Annotated in this window: 25 protein-coding genes and 2 pseudogenes; 12 read left to right on the forward strand and 15 right to left on the reverse strand. The window is 69.1% G+C overall.

Annotated features, from left to right (window positions below):
- Positions 1-39: 39 nt before the first annotated feature.
- The 4 genes from ACZZ93_RS09705 to ACZZ93_RS09720 all read right to left on the reverse strand — a co-directional run bounded on the left by ACZZ93_RS09705 (position 40) and on the right by ACZZ93_RS09720 (position 1,184).
- On the reverse strand, positions 40-330 hold the full coding sequence (locus ACZZ93_RS09705; RefSeq protein ID WP_157557383.1) for a hypothetical protein: 291 nt from the start codon (positions 328-330) through the stop codon (positions 40-42).
- A 3-nt stretch (positions 331-333) separates the two neighbouring features.
- Positions 334-507, reverse strand: a complete 174-nt coding sequence (locus tag ACZZ93_RS09710; RefSeq protein WP_463510963.1) for a DUF7882 family protein — start codon at positions 505-507, stop codon at positions 334-336.
- A 38-nt stretch (positions 508-545) separates the two neighbouring features.
- Complete coding sequence (locus ACZZ93_RS09715) at positions 546-662, reverse strand: DUF7882 family protein (protein ID WP_463510964.1); 117 nt, start codon at positions 660-662, stop codon at positions 546-548.
- Between the two features lie 72 nt (positions 663-734).
- Positions 735-1,184, reverse strand: coding sequence for a MarR family winged helix-turn-helix transcriptional regulator (locus ACZZ93_RS09720; RefSeq protein WP_056276197.1), 450 nt, complete (start codon positions 1,182-1,184; stop codon positions 735-737).
- A 123-nt stretch (positions 1,185-1,307) separates the two neighbouring features.
- On the opposite strand from ACZZ93_RS09720, the gene ACZZ93_RS09725 reads away from it, so the two are divergent.
- Together ACZZ93_RS09725 and ACZZ93_RS09730 are read left to right on the forward strand one after the other, a co-directional pair.
- The gene (locus ACZZ93_RS09725; protein WP_053098457.1) at positions 1,308-1,559 is read left to right on the forward strand and encodes a hypothetical protein; all 252 of its coding nucleotides are present in this window, start codon (positions 1,308-1,310) and stop codon (positions 1,557-1,559) included.
- Positions 1,559-2,116, forward strand: a complete 558-nt coding sequence (locus tag ACZZ93_RS09730) for a MarR family winged helix-turn-helix transcriptional regulator (RefSeq protein WP_053098456.1) — start codon at positions 1,559-1,561, stop codon at positions 2,114-2,116. Before ACZZ93_RS09725 ends, ACZZ93_RS09730 begins: the two co-directional genes overlap by 1 nt.
- 15 nt (positions 2,117-2,131) lie before the next feature.
- On the opposite strand, the gene ACZZ93_RS09735 is transcribed toward ACZZ93_RS09730, so the two are convergent.
- The 3 genes from ACZZ93_RS09735 to ACZZ93_RS09745 form a co-directional block, all read right to left on the reverse strand.
- On the reverse strand, positions 2,132-3,709 hold the full coding sequence (locus tag ACZZ93_RS09735; protein WP_187249003.1) for an MFS transporter: 1,578 nt from the start codon (positions 3,707-3,709) through the stop codon (positions 2,132-2,134).
- A gap of 100 nt (positions 3,710-3,809) precedes the next feature.
- The gene (locus ACZZ93_RS09740; RefSeq protein WP_072590528.1) at positions 3,810-3,983 is read right to left on the reverse strand and encodes a CsbD family protein; all 174 of its coding nucleotides are present in this window, start codon (positions 3,981-3,983) and stop codon (positions 3,810-3,812) included.
- 56 nt (positions 3,984-4,039) lie between these two features.
- On the reverse strand, positions 4,040-4,288 hold the full coding sequence (locus ACZZ93_RS09745) for a hypothetical protein (protein WP_463510965.1): 249 nt from the start codon (positions 4,286-4,288) through the stop codon (positions 4,040-4,042).
- A 91-nt stretch (positions 4,289-4,379) separates the two neighbouring features.
- Between ACZZ93_RS09745 and ACZZ93_RS09750 the strand changes: the two genes are divergently transcribed.
- Positions 4,380-6,029: an SDR family oxidoreductase gene (locus ACZZ93_RS09750; RefSeq protein WP_463510966.1), complete on the forward strand. Its 1,650-nt coding sequence runs from the start codon at positions 4,380-4,382 to the stop codon at positions 6,027-6,029.
- 363 nt (positions 6,030-6,392) lie between these two features.
- Here ACZZ93_RS09750 and ACZZ93_RS09755 read toward each other — a convergent pair whose 3' ends face one another.
- The 3 genes from ACZZ93_RS09755 to ACZZ93_RS09765 form a co-directional block, all read right to left on the reverse strand.
- Entirely contained in the window at positions 6,393-8,468 is a 2,076-nt protein-coding gene (locus tag ACZZ93_RS09755) for a BCCT family transporter (RefSeq protein WP_295104533.1), read from the reverse strand.
- A 132-nt stretch (positions 8,469-8,600) separates the two neighbouring features.
- Entirely contained in the window at positions 8,601-10,289 is a 1,689-nt protein-coding gene (locus ACZZ93_RS09760; RefSeq protein ID WP_053098453.1) for an ABC1 kinase family protein, read from the reverse strand.
- A gap of 24 nt (positions 10,290-10,313) precedes the next feature.
- On the reverse strand, positions 10,314-10,901 hold the full coding sequence (locus ACZZ93_RS09765) for a PadR family transcriptional regulator (protein ID WP_053098452.1): 588 nt from the start codon (positions 10,899-10,901) through the stop codon (positions 10,314-10,316).
- Positions 10,902-11,066: 165 nt separating this feature from the next.
- Between ACZZ93_RS09765 and ACZZ93_RS09770 the strand changes: the two genes are divergently transcribed.
- The 4 genes and pseudogenes from ACZZ93_RS09770 to ACZZ93_RS09785 all read left to right on the forward strand — a co-directional run bounded on the left by ACZZ93_RS09770 (position 11,067) and on the right by ACZZ93_RS09785 (position 14,297).
- The gene (locus ACZZ93_RS09770; protein ID WP_053098451.1) at positions 11,067-11,444 is read left to right on the forward strand and encodes a YciI family protein; all 378 of its coding nucleotides are present in this window, start codon (positions 11,067-11,069) and stop codon (positions 11,442-11,444) included.
- A pseudogene (locus tag ACZZ93_RS09775) lies at positions 11,441-11,617 on the forward strand (RNA polymerase subunit sigma-70); the annotation flags it as partial. The gene ACZZ93_RS09770 and the pseudogene ACZZ93_RS09775, both read left to right, overlap by 4 nt.
- A gap of 44 nt (positions 11,618-11,661) precedes the next feature.
- The gene (locus ACZZ93_RS09780; protein ID WP_463510967.1) at positions 11,662-12,627 is read left to right on the forward strand and encodes an RNA polymerase sigma factor; all 966 of its coding nucleotides are present in this window, start codon (positions 11,662-11,664) and stop codon (positions 12,625-12,627) included.
- A 140-nt stretch (positions 12,628-12,767) separates the two neighbouring features.
- Positions 12,768-14,297 (forward strand): glycosyltransferase family 2 protein, encoded by a 1,530-nt coding sequence (locus tag ACZZ93_RS09785; RefSeq protein WP_053098449.1) that lies wholly within the window; start codon positions 12,768-12,770, stop codon positions 14,295-14,297.
- 6 nt (positions 14,298-14,303) lie between these two features.
- Here the strand turns inward: ACZZ93_RS09785 and map are convergent.
- Positions 14,304-15,073: pseudogene (gene map / locus ACZZ93_RS09790) on the reverse strand (type I methionyl aminopeptidase).
- Positions 15,074-15,151: 78 nt separating this feature from the next.
- On the opposite strand from map, the gene ACZZ93_RS09795 reads away from it, so the two are divergent.
- On the forward strand, positions 15,152-15,430 hold the full coding sequence (locus ACZZ93_RS09795; RefSeq protein WP_056277652.1) for a helix-turn-helix domain-containing protein: 279 nt from the start codon (positions 15,152-15,154) through the stop codon (positions 15,428-15,430).
- Between the two features lies 1 nt (position 15,431).
- Positions 15,432-16,190, forward strand: coding sequence for an SDR family NAD(P)-dependent oxidoreductase (locus ACZZ93_RS09800; RefSeq protein ID WP_463510968.1), 759 nt, complete (start codon positions 15,432-15,434; stop codon positions 16,188-16,190).
- Between the two features lie 31 nt (positions 16,191-16,221).
- Here the strand turns inward: ACZZ93_RS09800 and ACZZ93_RS09805 are convergent, their stop codons facing one another.
- Positions 16,222-16,527: an ArsR/SmtB family transcription factor gene (locus tag ACZZ93_RS09805; protein ID WP_053098447.1), complete on the reverse strand. Its 306-nt coding sequence runs from the start codon at positions 16,525-16,527 to the stop codon at positions 16,222-16,224.
- Between the two features lie 85 nt (positions 16,528-16,612).
- Here ACZZ93_RS09805 and ACZZ93_RS09810 point away from each other — a divergent pair, with 85 nt between their 5' ends.
- From ACZZ93_RS09810 to ACZZ93_RS09820, 3 genes are all read left to right on the forward strand, one after another.
- Positions 16,613-17,827, forward strand: a complete 1,215-nt coding sequence (locus tag ACZZ93_RS09810; RefSeq protein WP_463510969.1) for an MFS transporter — start codon at positions 16,613-16,615, stop codon at positions 17,825-17,827.
- A gap of 838 nt (positions 17,828-18,665) precedes the next feature.
- A complete protein-coding gene (locus ACZZ93_RS09815) occupies positions 18,666-19,154 on the forward strand; it encodes a DUF2975 domain-containing protein (protein ID WP_053098445.1) in 489 nt (162 codons plus the stop codon).
- The gene (locus ACZZ93_RS09820) at positions 19,154-19,357 is read left to right on the forward strand and encodes a helix-turn-helix domain-containing protein (protein WP_042540715.1); all 204 of its coding nucleotides are present in this window, start codon (positions 19,154-19,156) and stop codon (positions 19,355-19,357) included. The genes ACZZ93_RS09815 and ACZZ93_RS09820 overlap by 1 nt, the downstream gene beginning before the upstream one ends.
- Before the next feature lie 328 nt (positions 19,358-19,685).
- On the opposite strand, the gene panB is transcribed toward ACZZ93_RS09820, so the two are convergent.
- From panB to ACZZ93_RS09835, 3 genes are read right to left on the reverse strand one after another with little or no spacing between them, the layout of a single operon-like run.
- A complete protein-coding gene (gene panB, locus ACZZ93_RS09825) occupies positions 19,686-20,555 on the reverse strand; it encodes a 3-methyl-2-oxobutanoate hydroxymethyltransferase (RefSeq protein WP_053098442.1) in 870 nt (289 codons plus the stop codon).
- A complete protein-coding gene (gene panC, locus ACZZ93_RS09830) occupies positions 20,552-21,406 on the reverse strand; it encodes a pantoate--beta-alanine ligase (protein ID WP_463510970.1) in 855 nt (284 codons plus the stop codon). Before panC ends, panB begins: the two co-directional genes overlap by 4 nt.
- Entirely contained in the window at positions 21,403-22,128 is a 726-nt protein-coding gene (locus ACZZ93_RS09835; protein ID WP_463510971.1) for a DUF2520 domain-containing protein, read from the reverse strand. The genes panC and ACZZ93_RS09835 overlap by 4 nt, the downstream gene beginning before the upstream one ends.
- Positions 22,129-22,341: the final 213 nt, after the last annotated feature.

The raw sequence follows: 22,341 nt of genomic DNA on the forward strand, positions 1-22,341 counted from the left end.
GCATCGCGTATGCCACCCGTGCGGCGATCGCGATCGACCTCAGTGGAGCTGCGGTTCGCCCTGTGCGATCTCTTCGGCGATCACGGATGCCGCAGCGACCGCTGCCTTGGCGGCATCCAGGTCGTCGAACTGGCCGATGAAGTCGGACTGCGCTCCGAAAGCCCGAAAGCCCTCACGCGGCGTCCCCGTGATCGATCCGAGGAACTGGCGCCGGTCATTGCCGACGTGGAAGCCGGGATCGACCTCGACCCACAGCCCTCGCGTCCGCGAGGCACCTCGCACCCGCGCGCTCGTCGCCGCCTTCGCGGCATTTCTGATTCGTACGGACATGGCTCACGCAGTCATCGCGTGCAGCACACGCGACCCCGTGAGCGCCGGAGCGAACTCAGCCCGGGTGAGGTCGAGCCCGCCGGCCGAGTTCGCCGCGTTCATCATCGAGACCACCAGCGAGCGGTCGATGCTCGGCTCCTCGTCCATGGCAAACCGGAGGGGGATGGAGGCGTGCACCCAGAGCGTCTCGATGGCGCCGTCGCCGATCGAGAGGGTCAGGGGAAGGACTCGTTGCGCCGCAGCTTGGTGACGATCACCAGCCGCAGGTGGGTCAGCAGCTCGTCGTCGATCTCGATCGGTGCGGCGGTGCTTCCGTAGGTCAGGTAACCCATGTTCTCTCCCTCACGCTCAGACTGGCTTGAGAAATAGATTACTAGGTTACCTAGCTAAATCCCAGTCGGACGTCAGGGAAGGTCGCCGATCTCTTCCGTCAAGCGGTGCAGGAACCGTGAGATCGCATCGGTCTGCTCGGGCGTGAACTCGTCGGCGAGGGCGGCGATGCGCTGCGTGAGCTCGTCGCCGGGCGAGTGGAGATCGCGCAGAGAGGGTCGCAGTACCTTCGATCGCGCGTCGGCCGGATGCGGGGCGACGACGATCTGGCCGCGCTCCTGCAGACGGCGCAGCAGGCTCGTGATCGCGGCCGTGCTCACGTTCAGGTGCGCAGCGAGTCCTCCCGGGGTCGCGGGAGCATCCGCCGGCGCCTCCGTGATGTACCTCATGGCCTCACGATCGGTGTCGTTGGGCGCGCGCAGCGCGGCGAGACGACGGCCCAGCTGCGCCTCGGCGCGACGGAGTTCGTCGACCCGAGCGACGAGATCGGTCGACGTCGTTCTGATGTCGGTCCTGCTGGCCATGTGTCACCCCCTGACCCCTCCATGCTACTCGAAAGACAGGTAACGAGGTGGCCTAGCGAATTCCAATGCCACCAGGGACTCTGATCGGGTGCGAAGATAGAACACGGGCAGGAAAGGGACGTCATGGTCGAGCGATTCACACTCGGGGATGCGGGGTACATCATGTACGCCGACATGCTCGATCGCCTGCGAGCGCGGTTCCCGTCGGTTCCCGCCTGGCGGCTCGACCAGATCGTGGCCGCCGAGCACGACGCCATCACGGGCGGACTGCTGCGGATCGTCCCTGCCGAGGTCGAAGCCGGCGCGATCGAGATGCTCGCGCGCGAGCATGGAGAGAACGAGGGATCCCTGAGCGATGACGGCGAGGTGGCGTGATGGAGCGCTCTGAAGAATTCGGCCGATCGGGGTACTGGTACCCCGACTCCGACAGCGCGAGCACGGTCGACGTGCTCAACATGCTCCGCCGCTACCGCTCGGCCGAGACCGCCATGCGCGCCCGCACCAGGGCGTCGATGGGCATGAACGAGACCGACCTGGTCGCGCTGCGATTCCTGCTGCGCGAGCAGCGGGCCGGCCGCATCGTGCGCCCGATCGACATCGCCCGCATGCTCGACATCTCCACGGCGTCGACGACGACCCTCATCGACCGTCTCGAGAAGGGCGGGCACGCGAAGCGCGAGCCGCACCCGACCGATCGCCGCGCCGGGGTCGTCGTGCCCACCGTCAGCAGCGACGACGAGGTGCGCGAGACCCTCGGCGCGATGCACCGGCGGATGCTGTCGCTCGTCGACGAGATGAGCGACCGCGAGCGTGGCATCGTGACGCGATTCCTCGCCGGCATGACCTCGGCCATCGAAGAGGCGTCGGATCTCGATCAGGAGCTGCGCGACGTCATCCGCTCGCACGAGGAGTCCGAGCCCTCCGGCGAGTGACCCCTCCGCCGCGGGTCAGGCCTTCTCGACCTGATCCTCGACCCGAGCGCCGGCTTCTCCGTCGTCGTCCGCGGCGTTCTCGAGGCGTTCGGGGAACAGCTCGTCGAGGTCGAGGTCGGGGTTCTCCTCCTGCGTCTCGACCAGTTCCACGGCCTCCTCGATCGTCTGCACGCTCGGCATCGCACCCGGCAGCGGCCTGCGCGCCGACTCCTTGAGCACCACCACGGCGATGAAGCCGGCGATCGAGGTGCCGATCACGTAGAACGCCGGGGCCAGCGACGATCCGGTCATCTGCACGAGCGCCTCCATCACGACCGGAGCCGTGCCCGCGAACAGGGCGACGGCGAGGTTGTACGAGATGCCCATGCCGCCGTAGCGCGACGACGTCGGGAAGAGCGCGGGCAGAGACGAGGCGAGGTTGGCCACATAGAAGGTCACGGGGAAGGCGAGCAGCACCAGGCCGAGGAGCGTCGACCAGATCTCCCCGTGCATCATGAACAGGAACGACGGCACGGCCAGCACGATCGCCGAGATCGACCCGATGAACAGCACCTTGCGGCGTCCGATGCGGTCGGAGAGCTTTCCGGTGAGCGGGATGCAGAGCGCCATCGCCACGAGCACGGGAAGGGTGAGCAGAGTGCCGTGCACCTCGTCGTAGCCCAGGGTTCCGGTGAGGTACGTGGGCATGTAGGAGGTGAGGGCGTAGCCCACGGTGTTGGCGGCGGCGACGAGCACGAAGGCCGTCAGCAGTTCGCGCCAGTATGCGCGGATCAGTGCGAGCACGCCCTTGGGCGCATCCGCCGACGCCTGTGCGTCGTCGGCCGCGCGCTTCGCCGAGTCCTGTGCCTCCTGGAATGCCGGGGTGTCCTCGATCTTCAGCCGGAAGTAGATCGCGATCAGTCCGAGCGGAAGCGCGACGAGGAACGGGATGCGCCAGGCGAAGCCCTGCATGACCTCGGCCGACAGCGTCAGCTGCAGGATCGAGACGAAGGCGGCGCCGATCGCGAAGCCCATGTACGAGCCGAGGTCGAGCAGGGAGGCATAGAAGCCGCGACGCCGGTCGGGCGCGTACTCGGTGATGAAGGTCGTGGCGCCCGCGTACTCGCCGCCGGTCGAGAAGCCCTGCGCGAGCTTGAGCACGATCAGCAGGATCGGCGCCCAGACGCCGATGACCGAGAAGTCGGGGAGCACGCCGATGAGGAATGTGGCCGCGGCCATCATGATCAGCGTGAAGGCCAGCACGCGCTGACGGCCGAGTCGATCGCCGAGCTGGCCGAGCACGATGCCGCCGAGCGGACGGGCGACGAAGGTCACCGCGAAGACGCCGAGCGAGAAGAGCGACTGCGCCCCCGCGGATGCGTCCGGCAGGAACGCCCGCCCGATGATCACCGCGAGATAACCGTAGACGCCGATGTCGTACCACTCCATGAGATTGCCGACCACGGTGCCGGCGACCGCGCGGCGGAGCATCGGGCGGTCGACGACGGTGACGTCCTCGACCGTGAGCCGACGAGGCTCTGCCGCGGCGGGACGCAGCCGTCGCAGCAGGCGCTGCCACAGGTTCGGCGTGTCATTGTTCAGGCGGTCGGACATGCTGTCTCACTCTCTCTCGCCGCACGACCATCGCAGGTCGGGCCGCACAGAAGGCGGGGAGGTGGCTCGCGCCACCTCCCCGCCGTTTTGCTCACCGGTGTCAGTTGTTGAACGCGTCCTTCACGTTCTCTCCGGCCTTCTTGACGTCGGCCTTCGCCTGGTCGGCGCGGCCCTCCGCCTCGAGCTTCTCGTTGTCGGTCACCTTGCCGACGGCCTCCTTCGCCTTGCCGGCGAGGTCCTGAGCCGTGTTCTTGATCTTGTCATCGAGTCCCATGGGGGCTCCTCTCTCTTATCAGCGGTGGTCTGTGGTCGAGCGCCCGCGCCGTGCGGTCACAGGGGGATGTTGAGGGCGGATGCCGCCAGCGGCAGAGTGCCGGCGGCGATGACCGCGATGAGGCCGACGACTCCCGCGGACTTCCAGAACGGCGTGCGCGATGCGGGGAGCGGGACGCTGCGGAGCCCGGTGGAGCGGCCGACGGCAGCACGTGCCGACAGCGGGGCGACGTCGACAGGACCGTTCGGCAGGATTCGCCGAGACCGGAGCTCACGACGGGTGGGGTACTGCGTGGCTGTCGACATGTGATCACCTTCCTCCGCCAAAAGATTACTAGATGAACTAGTCAATCGCCAGCCTAGTGAAATTTCCGGTCATCACGCCTACGCTCGACACATGACCGAGCTCACCCAGCCCACCGGGCACGAAGAGGCCCTGCGCGCCCTCCCCCGCGAAGACGGATCGGCGCCTCGCGCGCTGGTGCTCGGCGCCACGGGATACATCGGCGGGCGGCTGACGCCTCGTCTGCTGAACGCCGGATACCGGGTGCGAGCACTGGCCCGGGACGCCGCGCGCGCGGCATCCTTCCCGTGGGGTGCCGACTGCGAGATCGTCGAGGGCTCGGCTGACGACGCGGACGCCGTGGCCGAGGCCATGCGCGATGTCGACGTGGTCTACTACCTGATCCACTCGATGACGGCGGGCAAGGGGTTCGAGGAGAGCGACGAACGAGCGGCCACCACGGTGGCGGATGCCGCGGCGAAGGCCGGCGTGCGCCGCATCGTGTATCTCGGCGGACTGCATCCCGACGATGTGAAGCTCTCGCCTCATCTGCGCTCCCGGGTGCGGGTGGGCGAGATCTTCCTCGAGTCGGGCGTTCCGACGCTCGTGCTGCAGGCCGGCGTCGTGATCGGCTCCGGTTCCGCATCGTTCGAGATGATCCGGCACCTGACCGACGTGCTGCCGTACATGCCGGCACCGAAATGGGTGCGCAACCGCATCCAGCCGATCGCGGTGCGCGACGTGCTGCACTACCTGCTGGGCGCCGCGCGCGTCGATGACAGCGTCAACCGCGCCGCCGACATCGGCGGACCCGACGTGCTGCGCTACGGCCAGATGATGAACGGCTATGCGCTCGAGGCGGGTCTGCGTCAGCGCGCGATCGCTGCCCTGCCGGTGCTCACTCCGGGACTCGCATCGCACTGGGTGAACCTGGTGACCCCGGTTCCGCGATCGATCGCGCGGCCGCTCGTCGCGTCGCTGCAGAACGAGTGCATCGTGAAGGACCGCGCGATCGATGACCTCATCCCCCGCCCGGACGGCGGGCTGACCCCGTACCGCACCGCCGTCTCGATGGCGCTCGGCCGTCTCGACGCCGACACCATCGAGACGAGCTGGCAGGATGCCGAGGTCTCGGGCGCCCCGAGCGACCCGCTGCCCAGCGACCCGGACTGGGCGGGACGCACCGTCTTCACCGACACCCGCAAGCTGAAGACGTCGGCCCCGGTCGACGGACTGTGGCGGGTGATCATCGGCATCGGCGGGTCGAACGGCTGGTATTCGTCGAAGTTCCTCTGGGCGGTGCGCGGCTGGATGGACCGGCTCGTCGGCGGAGTCGGGCTCCGCCGCGGACGCCGCAGCAAGGCCGAGGCGCGGGTCGGTGATGCGATCGACTTCTGGCGCGTCGAGGCCGTCGAGGAGCCCGGCCGCAAGACCGACTCGTCGCCCGCGAGCGGCGGACTGCTGCGGTTGCGCGCCGAGATGAAGGTGCCGGGCGAGGCCTGGCTCGAGCTGCGCGCACTGCCCGACGGCGACGGATCCCGCTACGAGCAGCGGGCGGTCTTCTTCCCCCGCGGGCTCGCGGGACGGCTGTACTGGCTGGCCGTGCTGCCGTTCCACGGCTTCATCTTCGCGGGCATGGCGGCGAAGATCACCGCCGCGGCATCCGTCCCCGTCGAGACGGTCGCGCCCGGTGTCGGCGAGGCGGGTGCCGGCGAAGCGGGTGCGAGCGAGGCGGGTGCGAGCGAGGCCGCCCCCGTCGCCTGAGCCTCTGGCCCGGGGCTGAGGCGGCATCCGCCTGAGCCCCGGCGCCCCGCGCCTGCAGGCTCCCGCCTCGCGCCTCCCGCCTCCCGCACGCCTTCGCGCATGCGGGGCCACTTCGGCACCGGAACTCACGTGCGGGGCCACTTTCACATCGGAAGCGGTCGATTCGGATGCGTTACTGACCCCGCACCGCGATGGAACCCGCGGGTAGGGGCAACCTCACGCCCCACCCACATGGCGGGGCCACTTCGGCACCGGGACTCACGTGCGGGGCCACTTTCGCAGCGGAAACGGCCGATTCGGATGCGTTACTGACCCCGCACCGGACCGACGGCGGCGCGGGCGGGGTCAACAATGCGACTGACGTCAGGAAGGACGCTCGGCGAGGCCCGCAGGGTCGCCCCCGTCATCCGACCCGGCGTCCGCAGCCGCACCCGCACTCGCATCGCCGGCCGCACTCGCATCTCCGGTCGCACTCGCATCTCCGGCCGGACTCGCATCGCCGGCATCGGCGCCGGCATCCGCTGCGCCACCACCGGCGTCGGGGATGATGTCGATCGCCTCGGTCGCGGTCGCGTAGACCTCGGCGAGGCTGTCGTCGACGTCGGCCTCATCGATCCAGGCGAGGTCGTCTTCGGAGTGGTCGTACTCGACAGGCACGAGCGCGAAGTCGTCGCCGTACTCCTCGAGTCCGGCCATGACGCTGTGGCGAACGGCCATGCGGGCATAGCGCTCGCGCAGGATCATGGGGTCGCGTCGCAGATCCTTCATGAACGCGACCATCATGAAGGCCATGATCACGGCGAACGGCAGCGCCGCGATGATCGTGACGTTCTGCAGCGACTTCAGGCCGCTGCCCTCTTCGCCGGTGACGAGCAGCACCGCCGCGATCACCCCGACCAGGACTCCCCAGACGACGGCGACCCAGCGCGACGGCTCGGGGCGACCCTGCTGCGAGAGCGTGCCCATGACGAGCGAGGCCGAATCGGCGCCGGTGATGAAGAAGATCGAGATCAGCAGGATGAGCACGATGCTGGTGATCAGCGGGAACGGCAGGTTCTCGAGCACGCCGAAGAGCACCTCTTCGGGCGGGTCGACCGTGAGCCCTGCCCCGTTCATCTGCTGCTGGATCGCCGTGGTTCCGAAGATCGCGAACCAGATGAGCGAGATCGCGGCCGGAACCAGGATGACGACGGAGACGAACTGGCGCAGCGTGCGGCCCCGCGAGATCTTGGCGATGAACATGCCCACGAACGGCGACCAGGAGATCCACCATGCCCAGTAGAAGATCGTCCAGCTCGACAGGAACATCTGCGCCTCGTCACCCTGCGAGGCCGACCGCGCGACCATCTCGGGCAGGTCACCGAGGAACTGCACGGCGACCGAGGGGATGACGTTGAGGATCAGCAGCGTCGGTCCGACGAAGAAGACGAAGAATGCGAGCAGCAGCGCGACGACCGCGTTGATGTTCGACAGCGCGCGGATGCCCTTCGAGACGCCCGAGACCGCCGAGGCGATGAAGCAGGCGGTGAGCACGGCGATGGCCGCGATGAGCACGCCGTTGCCGAGTTCGCCGATGCCGCTGACGATCTCGACGCCGTGGCCGATCTGCAGGGCTCCCAGGCCGAGCGACGCGGCGGTGCCGAAGAGGGTGACGATGATCGAGAAGATGTCGATCGTGCGACCGAGGGGTCCGGTGGTGCGGCCCTCGCCGAGCAGCGGCGCGAAGATCGACGAGATCAGGGGCGTGCGGCCACGACGGAACGCCCCGTACGCGATCGCGCCGCCGACCAGCGCGTAGAAGGCCCACGCCTGCGGGCCCCAGTGGTAGAGCACCTGCGCCTGCGCCGTGTGCATGGCCTCGAGGGTGTTCGCCTCGACCGTTCCGGGCGGCGGGTTCTCGAAGAAGGTGAGCGGCTCGGCGGCGCCCCAGAAGACGAGACCGATGCCCATTCCGGCGGCGAAGAGCATCGAGATCCACGAGAACATCGAGAACTCGGGCTCTTCGTCGTCGCGGCCCAGGGGAATGCGTCCGTAGCGGCTGAAGCCGACGAAGAGCATGAAGACCAGGATGACGGTGGCGATCGTGGTGAAGAAGAAGCCGAAGTACTCGACGACCCACCCGAGCACGGTCGAGGTCGTGCCCGAGAGGTTGTCACCCGCGAACACGCCCCACGCGATGAACGCGAGGGTCAGCGCGACGGCGATGCCGAAGACGAGCGGATCGGTGCGGTAGGTGCGTCCGGTCTCTTCGACCGAGACGCCGGGCACCAGCGCCGGGTGCACGCCGCGCGGCGGAACCGCAGCGATGTCGCGCACGATCTTCTGCGCGGTCTCGGTGGCCTTCGCGGCCTGCCTGATCGCGGCGGTGGAGGTCTTCGGAGGGTCGTTCCTCGTGGGCGTCTTCTCGTCCGGAGTGTCCATGAGAACCCATTCTCCCATGCCGGCATTCTGCGACCTGGACGGAAAGGCCAGATGAACGGGTCGATCCGCGGCGCTCCAGGGCGCACACGCCGGGCGGATGCCGGATGCTCCGGGTTCTCCGGGCGCGTCAGCGCAAGCAGTCCGGGCGCATCAGCGCGAGCGACGACCGCCGAACACCGAGTGCAGCAGGGGCAGCGCCGAGACGCAGATGAGGGTGATGCCGAGCGGCGGCAGCGGCGTGACGAGCAGCGCGCCTCCGACGAGCATCGCGGCGAACAGCACGCCCGATCCGATGCGGCGGGCGATGCCCTCGAGCCGGTCGAGGCGGCGCTCGAGGGCCGAGGTGTCGAAGGTGACGTTGCCGTCGTCGACGCGGGTGATGATCGCGTCGATCCGCTTCGGCAGGCGGTAGGTGACGGCGGCGGTCTCCATGGCCTGCTGCGCCATGTCCTGCATGAGGTTGCCCGACTCGTCGCGCAGCAGGCGGCCGGCGTAGGGCTCGGCGGCGTCCCACACGTTGAACGACGGGTCGAGGCTCGAGCACATGCCCGAAGTCAGCGACACCGCACGGATGAGCAGCAGCATGTTCTCGGGCAGCTGGAGCGGAAGCGAGCGCACCATGTCGCCGAACTCGTCGGCGAAGTCGGTGAACTCCCGAGGGTCGACCTTGCTGAGCTCGGCGAAGCCCATGCCGCCGAAGCGGGCGAACAGCGCGCGGAGCGCCCGTTCGAGCTCGGCGGTGTCGGCGGAGGGCAGCAGCACGCCGATCTCCTGGGCCGCTGTGACCAGGCCTCGACTGTCGCGACCGGCGACCGCGATCAGCAGGGTGCGCAGACCGTCGCGGAGGTTGTCGGGCACCTCGGCCATCATCCCGAAGTCGATGAAGGTGAGGCGGAAGTTGCGGCCGGTCGTCGAGTCGGCCTCCGGTGTCACGAAGATGTTGCCCGGGTGCGGGTCGGCGTGCACGAAGCTGTGCGTGAACACCTGGTCGAACATGACCTCGGCGAACACGTCGGCGACCTCGGCCGGATCGATGCCGGCTGCCCGTAGAGCATCCGTGTCGTTGATCTTGATCGCGGTGACGTCCGAGAGCGTGAGCACGCGCCGGGTCGACCGCTCCCAGACGATCTCGGGGGCGCTGACGCGGGGGTCGCCGGCGAAGTTCTCGCGGAACCGCTCGGCACTGGCGGCCTCGTGCAGGTAGTCGATCTCCTCGAGGCTGGTCTGCGCGAACTCCTCGACGAGGCCGGGCGCGTCGACCCGATCGGCGACCAGTCGCACGCGCATCGCCCAGCGGGCGACGCGGCGCAGAGCCGCGAGGTCGACCGCGACGATCTCGTCGATGCCGGGGCGCTGCACCTTGACGACGACGTCGCCGAGACCGGTGTCGACGGCATCCTGCGCGGAGAGGCGGGCCCGGTGCGCCTGGCCGAGGGATGCGGCAGCCACCGGCGTCTCATCGAACCAGGCGTAGGCCTCAGCGAGTGGACGGCCGAGTTCGGCCTCGGCGGCCGCGCGGATGTCGGCGAACGGCACGGCCGGGACCTCGTCCTGCAGTCCCTCGAGCTCCTTCGTGATCTCGGGCGGCAGCACGTCGAGGCGCGACGACATGAACTGCCCGACCTTGATCATGAGGCCGCCGAGTTCGACCGCGAGCACGTGGAACCGCTTCGCGAAGCGCTGCATGCGCGGCGCCCGGGTACGCTCGGCGATCGAGCTCATGCCGAAGCGCGGCAGCACGAGCTCGAACCACCAGACCTTGAGGAACTCGCGCGCCGCGAACGACAGGATGCGGCGGTACCGGGCACGATGGGCGCCCTGCGCCGCAGCATCCGTCATGTGTCGTCCCTGTGTCGTGTGCGATCAGTCCTGAGCGAGGATCGAGTACAGCCTACGGCGGGCCTCGTCGAGGATCTCGACCGCCTGCTGCACCTGCTCGGTGCTGCCGCTGCGACCGACGGCCGCGGCTGCCGCCGCGAGGTCGACGCCCGCCTTCGGCAGTGCGCTGTAGCGAGGGTTGTCGTGCGAGCCCTCGCTCTTCGACTGCGACTCCCACGGAGCGGGGGTCTCGGTGTGCTCGGCGGCGACGGCGCGGCCGGCCTCGGTGAGCGAGTAGGTCTTGCGACCGTTCTGCTCCTGAGCCTCGATCAGGCCCTCGTCGGCCAGCAGCTGCAGGGTGGGGTAGACCGAGCCTGCGCTCGGCTTCCACGATCCGCCGCTGCGATCGGCGATCTCGTTGATGATCTGGTAGCCGTGCATCGGCTTCTCGGTGAGCAGCGACAGCACCGCGGTGCGGACGTCGCCCTTCGCCATGCGCGAGCCGCCGCTGGGGCGCTGCTCGAAGGACTTGCGGAGCTGCTCCATGGCATCGAAGATCGCGGATGCGGGTCCGCCCTGGCCCGAGCCGAAGCCGGATCCGCCGAACGGGTTCGAGGGGAATGCGTTGTTCATGATGACCTCCCGGAAGTGGTGAGCGATAGTCAACGATATATCGTTAAGGCTGAATGTGGGGTGGGAGTCTCGGCCCGGAAGGTGAACTTCGGCGGATGTGTCGATCGGCCTGCTGCTCGATCGTCATCTCTCTGTACGCTGACCGTCGAACAGTGAGGAAGAGACATGCGCTACACACTGCTGTTGCACTACGAAGAGCTCGATGCCGAGACTCTGGGCGCCGAGGCGCTCGCAGAGGGCCAGGCCGCATTCGCGAGCTACGCCGCCACCCTGCAGTCGGCAGGGGTGCTCGTCTCGGCCGAGGTTCTGCAGCCGTCGGCCGTCAGCACCACCGTTCGCGTGCGCGATGACGCGCTGCAGGTGCAGGACGGCCCGTTCGCCGACACGAAAGAGCAGCTCGGCGGCACGGTCGTCATCGACGTGCCCGACCTGGATGCCGCGATCGGATTCGCCCGCCAGGCCCCGCCGGCGTTCTGGGGTGCGGTCGAGATCCGCCCGGGTGCCGTGTTCACGGTCGACGGCGTCTGGACTCCGAACCGATGATCCCCGAGGGGGTCCGGGCCGCTGCAGAGAGTGCGGCGCGGACCTCCTACGGCCGGCTGGTCGCGCTGCTCGCGGCGCGGTCCGGCGACCTCGCGCTCGCCGAGGACTCCCTGTCGGGAGCGTTCGAAGAGGCGCTGCGGCGCTGGCCGGATGCCGGAGTGCCCGACAACCCGGAAGGGTGGTTGATGACCGTGGCGAGGAACAGGCTGCGCGATATGTGGAAGTCGGCCGCGGCGACGGCATCCGCTCCCTCGCCGAGGAGAGCGCTCGCGTCGATCCGCTCGCCGACCATGATCCGCTCGCGATCGGCGACAAGCGACTCGAGCTGCTGTTCGTGTGCGCGCATCCGGCGATCGACCCGGCCGTGCGCGCGCCGCTCATGCTCCAGACCGTGCTCGGATTCGAGGCGGCCGAGGTCGCGCGCGCGTTCGCCGTTCCGGCGACGGCGATGGCACAGCGCCTGGTGCGGGCGAAGCGACGCATCAGAGATGCCCGCATCCCGTTCGCGATTCCGGACCGCCGCTCGATGCCCGAACGATTGCCCGCTGTGCTGGAGGCGGTCTACGGATGCGCCGCGCTCACCTGGCGCGGCGACGCCGAGTCGATGGCGGGCGAGGCGCAGTACCTGGCCGTCACCCTGGCGGGGCTTCTCGAGGACGAGCCCGAGGCGTGGGGGCTGGCCGCCCTCACGACGCTGACTCTCGCGCGGCGCTCTCGCGAGTTCATCCCCCTCGACGAGCAGGATCCTCAGACCTGGGATGCGGCCCTGATCGCCGAGGGCGAGGCGTACCTGCGGCGAGCGCGGCCGACCGGTGCGCCGGGACGATTCCAGCTCGAGGCGGCGATCCAGGCGGTGCACTGCGATCGGCTGCGCACGGGGGCGACCGATTGGGACTCGCTGCGGATGCTGTACGCCGCGCTTCTCGCGGTCGCTCCGACCCTCGGTGCCCGGGTCGCGGCCGCCGTCGTCACTGCACGCATCGACGGAGCCGAGACGGGCCTCGCCGCACTTCCGGCCCACGCAGAGGGATTCCAGCCGTACTGGGCGGCTCGGGCGGGCCTGCTCGCCGAGACCGGACAGGATGCCGGTGAGGCCTACGCGCGGGCGATCGCGCTCGCCGACGACGACGGCGTCATCGGCTTCCTCCGCGGCCGCGCGGCGGCCCACGCACGATCCCACTGACACGCACAGCACGCACACGGCGCACGCACTGCACGCACACGGCGCTGAAAGCAAGCCCCGTGCGCTCCATAGCCGACGATGTTTGACTGCCGTCGATGTCGTCTTCCCCTGCCGTTTCCCCACCGTCCACTTCGATCAGAGTGAGCGTCGTCGTTCCCGTGTTCCGTCCGGGAGCGGCATTCGACGAGCTCATCGCGTCTCTCGATCGGCAGACGCTCGATCACGGCCGGTTCGAGGTGCTGCTCTGCGACGACGGCTCCGGTGAGGAGACGGCGGCTCGACTGGTCGAGATCGCGCGTGATCGTCCCTACGTGCGCGTCGCGTATCTGCCGCATTCGGGGTGGCCGGGAACGCCGCGCAACCACGGGATCGACGATGCGCGCGGCACGTACATCCAGTTCGTCGATCAGGACGACTGGCTCTACGACGGCGCCCTAGAGGCGCTCTGCGACTACGCCGACGAGCATGCATCCGATGTCGTGGTCGGCAGGGAGGTCGGCATCGGCCGGCGGCTTCCGAGTCGCATCTTCCGCCGCGACATTCCCCGTGCGCGCCTCGGCGAGGATCCGCTGCTCGAGATGCTGACGCCGCACAAGATGTTCCGCACCTCGTTCCTGCGCGAGAAGCGCATCCGATTCCCCGACGGCAAGGTGCGCCTCGAAGACCATCTGTTCGTGATGAGGGCGTACTTCGAGGCGTCGACGATCTCGATCCTCGCCAGCCGCCCCTGCTACGCGTGGGTCAAGCACGCGGGCAGTGCCAGTTCGTCGCGGATCGAACCCGAGACGTACTTCCCGCATCTCGAGGCCGTGCTCGATCTCGTCGAGCGGTACACCGAACCGGGGCGACTGCGCGACCGGCTGCTGCGGCACTGGTTCCGCGGCAAGATCCTCAAGCGGGTGTCGGGCAAGAAGTACGCCGGGTACCCCGAGGAGTATCGCCAGCGACTGCTCGACGTCGTCATCCCGCTCGCGCGACGGCGCTTCGGACCCGGCGTCGACGGGGGCCTGGCCTTTCCGAACCGCATCCGGGCCGCACTGCTGCGAGCCGATCGACGCGCCGACCTGCTGACGTTCGCGCGGTTCGAGGCCGAGCTCACCTGCCGGGCGGTGGTGACGTCGGCACGGTGGTCGCGGGGCGGCGGACTGTATCTCACCGTCGATGTCTCGATCACCCGCGACGGGCAGGACGCACTCGAGTTCGAGCCGGGCACGGGCGTCATGACGTCACTGCCGATCGCGATGGACGGCCTTCCGACCGGTCTTCTCGAAGCCAAGCGGGAGATGTCCAACGATCACGTCGAGCTGGTGTGGCGCGACAAGGCCGCGGCGATCGAGCGTCGTGTGGCGAACCTCCACCCACGCAGCCTCGACTCCCTCCGCATCGCGATCGACCCGCTGAAGGTGTTCCGACCCGACGACGAGTCGCGCGGGGCGAAGCTCTTCGTGACCGTGCGACGGGCGGGGTGGACCTTCGACGTCCCTCTCCGAGCGGATGCTGCGACGCTCGCCGCCGCGGGACGCTCACCCCTGCTCGCCGGGCGCACGTGCACGCCGGTCGCGGGACGCGGCGGCGCCGTCGAGCTGCGCAGGCAGTACCCCGGCGGCCGGCTCAAGGACCTGGCCGGCCGCGCTGTGCGTCGGGTGCGGAGCGGCTCGCGCACGAAGTGACGAGGGTCAGCGCGGCAGCGTGAGCACCTCGGCCCCGGTCTCGGTGATGGCGATGGTGTGCTCGGTGTGGGCTGTGCGGCATCCGGTCGCACTGCGCAGCGTCCAGCCGTCGTCGTCGGTGACCAGCCGGTCGGTGTCGGCCATCACCCACGGTTCCAGTGCGAGCAGCAGGCCGGGGCGCAGTCTGTAGCCGCGGCCGGGGCGTCCGTCGTTCGCGACGTGCGGATCCTGGTGCATCGTCGAACCGATGCCATGGCCGCCGAACTCGAGATTGATCGGGTAGCCCGCGTCGCCGAGCACCGTGCCGATCGCGTGGGAGAGGTCGCCGATGCGCGCGCCGGGTCGGGCTGCGGCGATCGCGGCGGCCAGCGCACGCTCGGTCGCGTCGATCATGTCGAGGTCGGCGGATGCCGCACCGTCGCCGACCACGAAGCTGATGGCGGCATCCGCTGAGATCCCCCGGAGCGTGACGGCGAGGTCGAGAGTGAGAAGGTCGCCGTCGAGGAGGGCGTAGTCGTGCGGCATCCCGTGCAGCACCGCGTCGTTCACGGCAGTGCAGACGTAGTGGCCGAAGGGCCCCCGACCGAAGGAGGGGCGTAATCGACGTAGCAGGACTGCGCACCGGCATCCTCGATCATCTGCTTCGTCCAGCGGTCGAGGTCGAGCAGGTTCACCCCGACCGCCGCTCGCTCCTTGAGGGACTGGAGGATGCCGCCGACGAGGGCGCCCGCGTCTCGTGCACGAGCCAGTTCGTCGCGGTTCAGGATCTCGATCATGGGGTTCTCCACAGCTCGCCGTCGGTCGTTCCAATAACTATCCCGGTAATACTATCCCGGTATTACAATGGGCACATGATGGTTCGGATGCCCCTGACTCCCGCCGAGGTCGAGCGGGGCGAGCGCCTCGGCGCGCTGCTGCGGCGAGCGCGCGGTGAGCGATCGATGCTGAGCGTCGCCCTCGAGGCGGGGGTCTCGCCCGAGACCCTGCGCAAGATCGAGTCGGGTCGCGTGGCGACCCCCGCCTTCTCGACCATCGCCGCGATCGCCGGCGTGCTCCACCTCTCGCTGGACTCGGTGTGGTCCGAGATCGAGCCGGCGGTGCATGCGGTCGGTCGCACGCAGGTCGCGTCCTGAGATGGCGCATGCGCTGATCACGGGCAGCTCGCGCGGCATCGGCCGCGCAGTGGCGCAGGCCTTCGCCCGACGGGGCGACCGGGTCGTCGTGCACTACGGCCGCGATCGCGCGGCCGCGGAAGAGACCCTCGCCTCACTCGAAGGCTCGGACCATGCGATCGTGGGCGGCGACGTCGGGGATCCGGCGGAGGCGCAGCGCGTGGTCGAGGAGGGCATCACAGCCCTGGGTTCACTCGACATCCTGGTGAACAATGCAGCCGTGGCCCCGAGCGCGGCGAACGAGCATCGCGTCGACTCGACGACGTATGCCGAGTGGCAGCGCGCCTGGTCTGCCATGGCCTCGGTGAACCTGCTCGGCGCCTCGAACGTCACGATGCTCGTCGCTCAGCACATGATCGAGCGGGGCAGCGGCGGATCGATCGTCAACATCGGGTCACGCGGCGCGTTCCGCGGAGAGGCCGACCACCCCGCGTACGCCGCGACGAAGGCAGGGCTGCAGGCGTTCGGGCAGTCACTGGCACTGGTGCTCGCACCCCACGGCATCTCGGTCACCTCGGTCGCTCCGGGAATGGTGGCGACAGACCGGCAGACGGCGAAGCTCGAAGGAGAGCAGGGCGACAGCATCCGCGGCCAGAGTCCGTTCGGCCGGGTGGGCACGCCCGAAGAGGTGGCGGATGCGGTCGCCTATCTCACCTCGCCGACCGCGGTGTGGGCATCAGGCACGGTGCTCGACCTGAACGGCGCGTCGTACTTCCGCTGAGGCGGTGGGCTTTCGCCTGCGCGGTTGCGGGTCACGAACGCAGCACGGACTCCAGCAGGCCGGGGAACAGCTCATCGAGCTCTGCGCGGCGCAGCGTCAGCATCCGTCGCCGGCCGTTGGGCTCGTTGCGGATCACGCCCGCTTCGCGCAGCACCTTCATGAAATGCGACTTGGTGGACTTCGGCAGGTTCGGGTCGGTCGCGTGGCATTCCGCCATGTCGAGCGGGCCGTCGGCGAGCTGTCGCGCGATCGCCAGACGCTCGGGGTCGCTGAGGGCGAAGAGCACGTCGGTGAGCTGGATCTCGGATCGCTCGGGGTGCGGGAGTTCGCCTGGCATGGTTCGAGAATAGTTGAACAATTGCGGGATCGCGAGTACGCTCCGATAGTTCGATGAATCTCGAACCAATACCGCGGGAGCACTCATGACCACCACGTCACCGATCGACACGACCGCGACGGCACCTCGGGTCCGTCGCCCGCGCTTCGGCTTCGCCCTGGCCGTCGTGACGCAGATCGCGATGATGATGGGCGCGAGTGCGCCGTCGCCGTTCTACCCCGTGCTCGCCGCAGAGATCGGATTCGACGCGATCGTCATCAGCGCCGTCTTCGCCGTCTACGCGGTCGCCCTGCTGCTCGCCCTGCTCACCGCAGGCTCGCTCTCCGACCACGTCGGGCGGCGACCGGTCGCGATCGGCGGTCTCCTGGTGCTCGCCGCGAGCATGGTGCTGTTCTGGCATGCCGATACGGTCGCCACGCTCATGCTCGCCCGCATCCTGCAGGGTGCGGCGAGTGGCGTGCTCATCGCCGCCCTCTCGGCCGCCGCGCTCGACCTCGCCCCCGGTGGCCGTTCGAGGGTCGCCGCACTGTGGAACGCGCTCAGCCCCGGAATCGGCCTCGCCCTCGGCGCGCTCGTCTCGGGCATCGCGCTGGACGTGACCGGACAGCCGCTGCTCGACGTGTTCGCACCCCTGACCGCCGTGTACATCGTGCTCGCGGGGCTCTTCTTCCTGGCACCCGAGACCGCTCCGCTGCGGCCGGGTGCACTCGCGTCGCTGAGCTTCCGGCTGTCGGTGCCGGCCGGCATCCGCTCGGACTTCTGGCGCGGAGCCCCCGCGATCATCGCCGGCTGGGCGACGGGTGGACTCTTCCTCTCACTCGGCGCGAACATCGTGCGCACCCAGCTCGGCGGTGAGGCGCACGTCTGGCAGGGACTCGCGGTCGCGATGCTGGCCGGCGTCGGCGCGGTCACCGCATTCCTCTTCCGCAACCGGCGCCCGCGCACCTCGGTGATCTTCGGCACCGCGGCCCTCGCCGTCGGCACTGCACTGTCGCTCTGGGCGCTCGCGACCGGGTCGCTTCCGTTCTACCTCGCCGCGACCGCCGTGACCGGCATGGGATTCGGCACCGCCTTCTCGGGAGTCGTCGCCTCACTCGCACCCCGCATCCCCCCGACCGACCGCGCCGACACGTTCGCCGTGATCTACCTGCTCGCCTACCTCGCCTTCGGCGTGCCCGCAGTCATCGCAGGGATGCTCGTCGGAGTCTTCGGACTCGGCGCCGTGTGCGTCGGGTACGGCGTCGCGGTCATCGCGCTCGCGCTCATCGCACTGGTGCTGCGGGTGCGTCGAGCGGAGTAGCGGCTCTGTGTGTGGAGGAGGCCTCTCGCGTCGGAGGAGGTCTCTCGCGCCGAAGGAGATCTCTCGCGCCGAAGGAGAGATGCCACCGACACCTCCTTCGGTAGGCGCGATCTCCTTCCGAGCGCGCGCTGCCGCCAGCATCCCACCGACTGCGAAGGAGATCTCTCGCCCCGAAGGAGGGATGCCGCCGACACCTCCTTCGGTAGCCGAGATCTCCTTCCGAGCGCGCGCCGCCTCCGGCATCCACCCCCAGTACGAAGGAGATCTCTCGCCCCGAAGGAGGGATGCCGCCGACACCTCCTTCGGTAGCCGAGATCTCCTTCCGAGCGCGCGCCGCCTCCGGCATCCACCCCCACCGCGAGGAAAATCTCTTGCCTCGAAGGAGGTATGACGGCGACACCTCCTTCGGTAGCCGCAATCTCCTTCCGAGCGCGCGCTGCCCTCCCGCATCCACCCCCAGTACGAAGGAGATCTCTCGCCCCGAAGGACGGATGCCGCCGACACCTCCTTCGTTATGCGCGATCTCCTTCCGAGCGCGCGGCCCCGGCATCCACTCCCACTGCGAGGGAAATCTCTCGCCTCGAAGGAGGGATGTCGCCGATATCTCCTTCGTTATGCGCGATCTCCTTCCGAGCGCGCGGCCCCGCATCCGGAGGAGATCTGCGCACCGGCGGAGATCTGCGTAGCGGAGGAGATCTGCGCACCGGAGGACGAACTCGCGCAGTTGATCCTCCCTTCCGTAGATCTCCTCCGCATCGAACACGCCCCCGCACATCCACCTTGCCGAATCGAACGATTAACGATAGATTTCTGCTGTTGTTCGATGAGAGGTGGAGTCATGGCGAAGTCGACGATCATCGTGCTGCGGGTCGTGATCGCGCTGGCGCTGGTCGGGTCCGTGGCCGTGCAGGCGCTCATCGTGCCGCTGCTGTGGCTCGACCTCGCCGACGAAGAGCTGTGGGGACGGATCGCCTTCGTGTCGATCGTCGTCCTCGGGGTCGGCACTCTGCAGGTCTTCGGCATCTGCGTGTGGCTACTGCTCACGAAGGTGCGTCGCGGATCGATCTTCTCGACCTCGTCGTTCCGCTACATCGACGTGATCATCGGCGCGATCCTCGTGGCCGCGGCTCTTCTGTGGATCCTCGCGGCGATACTCGCTCCGGGCTCGGCAGCTCCGGGTCTCGTCGCGCTCATCGGCGGAGCCGGCGTGGTGCTCGCCGGCGTCGCCCTGCTGGTCGTGGTGATGAAGGCGCTGCTGCGGCAGGCGATCGACCGCGATGTCGAGGCGCAGGCGCTGCGGTCCGAGCTCGACAACGAGGTCATCTGATGCCCGTCGTCGTCGACATCGACGTGATGATGGCGCGACGCAAGATGGGTGTCGGCGAGCTGGCCGAGCGCATCGGGATCACGCCGACGAACCTGGCCGTGCTGAAGAACGGGCGGGCGAAAGCCGTGCGGTTCTCGACCCTCGACGCACTGTGCGAAGTGCTGGAATGCCAGCCCGGCGACATCCTGCGCTGGGAGGCGTGAGGGGACCTCTTTCGCCGCGGCACCCACACCCACGCACCCACACACACACACACGCACCTACGCACCGGAGGAGGTCTGCGCTTCAGAAGGCCTGATCCCGGGATTCTCTCCTTCGGAAGCGCATTTCTCCTTCACAATGCGTGATGCGCGCGCTTCGAGACCTCGACACGGCAGCCATCGCACTCCTACGGTGCGGAGGAGAACAGCGCACCGGAGGATGGGATCGTCGATACGGCCCTCCGCATCGCAGATCTCCTCCGCATCGACGATGGCCAGCACGAGAAGGACAGCACTGGATGCCGGGCGTCGAGCCCCCGGAGGCCAATACCTACCGCCGCGCGAGCAGGTCGCGCAGTCGCGCGGCCTCGCCCTCGGGCATCCCGTAGCCGTGCTCGGGCGCCGGGTACTGCCCGCCTCGCACCTCGTCGGCATAGGCCGCGACCCCCGCGATGGACACACCGCGCACATCGGCGTAGCGCTTGACGAACTTGGCGGCCCCGCCGGCGTATATGCCGAGCAGGTCGTGGAAGACGAGCACCTGGCCGTCGGCATCCGCTCCGGCTCCGATGCCGATCAGCGGAATGCGCAGCAGGGGCGCGAGAGCGGCGGTGACCTCGGACGGCACTGCTTCGATCACGAGCAGCGAAACTCCGGCATCCTGCAGTGCGAGGGCGTCATCGATCACTGCGAGCGCCGCCTCGGCGGTGCGTCCCTGGGCGCGGTATCCGCCGAGCGAGGTCGCAGTCTGCGGCGTGAGCCCGACATGGCCGACGACGGGGATGCCGGCATTCACGAGCGCTCGGGCGCGGTCGACCGTGGTGCCGCCGCGCTCGATTTTGACCAGGTCGACGCCGGCCTCCTTGATGAAGCGCTGCGCGGTCGCGAGGGCGAGCTCATCCGACGCCTCGTACGAACCGAAGGGCAGGTCGCCGACGAGCAGTGGCTTCGTGAGTCCGCGCCGCACGGCTTTCGTCAGCATCAGCATCTCGTCGATCGTGACGGGCACGGTGCTGTCGTAGCCGAGCACGGTCATCGCGGCCGAATCGCCGACGAGCACCAGGTCGACGCCGGCCTCCTCGACGATCTGCGCACTCGGGAAGTCGTACGCGGTGACCATGACGATCGGCTCGCCGGCATGCTTCTTGGCGTCGAGATCGCGCAGGGTCAGTCGCTTCGTCGGGGCGGCGTGGGCGCTCATGGCGTGAACCCTCTCAGCAGGTGGTTGTCGATCAATCGGGCGGCGCCGACACGGGCGGCGACGAGCAGCAGGGCGTCGCGGTCGATGCGGGTGACGGGCTGAAGCGTCTCGGCATCCCGGAGTTCCAGGTACTCGACGTCGATTCCCGCCTCGGCGAGAACATCCCGGGCAGCGGACAGGATGGCGCCGCCATCCCCGTCGCCCGAACGGTGCGCCGCATCCGCCGCGTCGAGCGCACGGTTCAGCGCGGTCGCCCGGGCGCGAGCATCCGCGTCGAGGTACACGTTGCGCGAGCTCATGGCGAGTCCGTCGGGTTCGCGGACGATGGGGCACGCCTCGATGCGCACATCGAGGTTCAGGTCACGCACGACCCGCCGGACGACGAGCACCTGCTGCGCGTCCTTCTGCCCGAAGTACGCGACGTCGGGCTGCACGATGCCGAACAGCTTCGTGACGACGGTCGCGACGCCGTCGAAGTGGTGGGGGCCGCGGCTCGCGCCGTCGAGCACCTCGGTGATGCCCGCCACGTGAATGTTCGTGGCGAAGCCGTCGGGGTAGATCTCGGCCGGCTCGGGGGCGAAGAGGATGTCGACGCCCTCCGCTTCAGCGAGCGCGGCGTCACGCGCTTCGTCGCGCGGGTAGGTGCTGAGGTCTTCGTTCGCGGCGAACTGGGTCGGATTGACGAAGAGCGAGACGACGACGAGGTCGTTCTGCGCCCTCGCCGCGCGCATGAGCGAGAGGTGCCCCTCGTGGAAGGCGCCCATGGTCGGGACGAGCCCGACAGTCCCGCCGTCACCGCGGGCGTCTCGAACCGCGGTGCGCACCTCGGCGATCGTACGGAGGATTCTCATGACCGGGGCTTTCTGTCGGCGACCGCTCGGGTGGCGGCGGCGAGTGCGTCGAAGAGGTCGGCGACGTCGGCGGATGCTGCGCGCTGCCGCGCGACGGTCGCCTCGTCGCCGCGAGCGATCGGACCGGTGAGGGCGGATGCCGCGCCGGATGCCACCCAGTTGTCGACCGTCTGCTGCACGAGCGGTGCGAGGTGGGGGCGATCCAGCCCGGAGGGAGCCGCGAGGCGCTCGGCGGCGTCGAGCACCGTGAGCACGAAGTTCGAGGCGAAGGATGCGGCCGCGTGATACTCCGCGCGGTGGGCGTCGTCGACGCGGAAGGGTGTCGCACCGAGCGCTGCGGCGAGCTGCTCGGCCACCGCGAGCGCCTCGGATGTGCGGCCGTCGACCGCGACGCCGATTCCGCGGAAGACCTCGGGCGTCTCGGTGCCGGTGAAGGTCTGCAGCGGGTGGATGCTGAAGTCGACGTCGGCGAGCGGCGTCGCACCTGAGACGTGCGCGACGAGTCGAGCATGCGGTCGCGCGGCGAAGGCCACCGCCGCGATCGCCGAATCGGGAACGCAGAGCAGCGCGATATCGGCATCCGGCCTCCGGTCGTCGCGACGAAGCGGCCCGAGGACGCCGAAGCCCGCTGCACGCAGGGCCCGGGCGAGAACGCCGCCGAGACGACCGGCGCCGACGATGGCGATGGTCGTGTCAGGGGCGAGAACAGGGGTGCTGTGCATGTCGATTCCCCGGCCGAGAAGGGCGGCGCGGATGGGATGAGTATCCGCCCGAGACCGGGTACGCGCAAAATCTCGGAGCATACTGACAATCCGAACGCGCCCAGCCCTTGTCATACTGCTGCACATAACACGCAGATACCTGCTCGCAATGACCTCGCGATCTCGCCACCCTCCCGCGACACCACCGATCGGGAGGGGATCCTCGATGCGGAG

Source organism: Microbacterium sp. AC026 (assembly GCF_979258475.1).

Coding starts and splice junctions, on each gene's coding strand:
- ACZZ93_RS09715 (WP_463510964.1), bottom strand. CDS start 662: ATGGGTTACCTGACCTACGGAAGCACCGCCGCACCGATCGAGATCGAC.
- panB (WP_053098442.1), bottom strand. CDS start 20,555: ATGAGCGCCCACGCCGCCCCGACGAAGCGACTGACCCTGCGCGATCTC.
- ACZZ93_RS09835 (WP_463510971.1), bottom strand. CDS start 22,128: ATGCACAGCACCCCTGTTCTCGCCCCTGACACGACCATCGCCATCGTC.
- ACZZ93_RS09725 (WP_053098457.1), top strand. CDS start 1,308: ATGGTCGAGCGATTCACACTCGGGGATGCGGGGTACATCATGTACGCC.
- ACZZ93_RS09795 (WP_056277652.1), top strand. CDS start 15,152: ATGGTTCGGATGCCCCTGACTCCCGCCGAGGTCGAGCGGGGCGAGCGC.
- ACZZ93_RS09800 (WP_463510968.1), top strand. CDS start 15,432: ATGGCGCATGCGCTGATCACGGGCAGCTCGCGCGGCATCGGCCGCGCA.
- ACZZ93_RS09755 (WP_295104533.1), bottom strand. CDS start 8,468: ATGGGAGAATGGGTTCTCATGGACACTCCGGACGAGAAGACGCCCACG.
- ACZZ93_RS09770 (WP_053098451.1), top strand. CDS start 11,067: ATGCGCTACACACTGCTGTTGCACTACGAAGAGCTCGATGCCGAGACT.
- ACZZ93_RS09810 (WP_463510969.1), top strand. CDS start 16,613: ATGACCACCACGTCACCGATCGACACGACCGCGACGGCACCTCGGGTC.
- ACZZ93_RS09740 (WP_072590528.1), bottom strand. CDS start 3,983: ATGGGACTCGATGACAAGATCAAGAACACGGCTCAGGACCTCGCCGGC.
- ACZZ93_RS09720 (WP_056276197.1), bottom strand. CDS start 1,184: ATGGCCAGCAGGACCGACATCAGAACGACGTCGACCGATCTCGTCGCT.
- ACZZ93_RS09750 (WP_463510966.1), top strand. CDS start 4,380: ATGACCGAGCTCACCCAGCCCACCGGGCACGAAGAGGCCCTGCGCGCC.
- ACZZ93_RS09730 (WP_053098456.1), top strand. CDS start 1,559: ATGGAGCGCTCTGAAGAATTCGGCCGATCGGGGTACTGGTACCCCGAC.
- ACZZ93_RS09820 (WP_042540715.1), top strand. CDS start 19,154: ATGCCCGTCGTCGTCGACATCGACGTGATGATGGCGCGACGCAAGATG.
- ACZZ93_RS09815 (WP_053098445.1), top strand. CDS start 18,666: ATGGCGAAGTCGACGATCATCGTGCTGCGGGTCGTGATCGCGCTGGCG.
- ACZZ93_RS09705 (WP_157557383.1), bottom strand. CDS start 330: ATGTCCGTACGAATCAGAAATGCCGCGAAGGCGGCGACGAGCGCGCGG.
- ACZZ93_RS09760 (WP_053098453.1), bottom strand. CDS start 10,289: ATGACGGATGCTGCGGCGCAGGGCGCCCATCGTGCCCGGTACCGCCGC.
- ACZZ93_RS09735 (WP_187249003.1), bottom strand. CDS start 3,709: ATGTCCGACCGCCTGAACAATGACACGCCGAACCTGTGGCAGCGCCTG.
- ACZZ93_RS09765 (WP_053098452.1), bottom strand. CDS start 10,901: ATGAACAACGCATTCCCCTCGAACCCGTTCGGCGGATCCGGCTTCGGC.
- panC (WP_463510970.1), bottom strand. CDS start 21,406: ATGAGAATCCTCCGTACGATCGCCGAGGTGCGCACCGCGGTTCGAGAC.
- ACZZ93_RS09745 (WP_463510965.1), bottom strand. CDS start 4,288: ATGTCGACAGCCACGCAGTACCCCACCCGTCGTGAGCTCCGGTCTCGG.
- ACZZ93_RS09805 (WP_053098447.1), bottom strand. CDS start 16,527: ATGCCAGGCGAACTCCCGCACCCCGAGCGATCCGAGATCCAGCTCACC.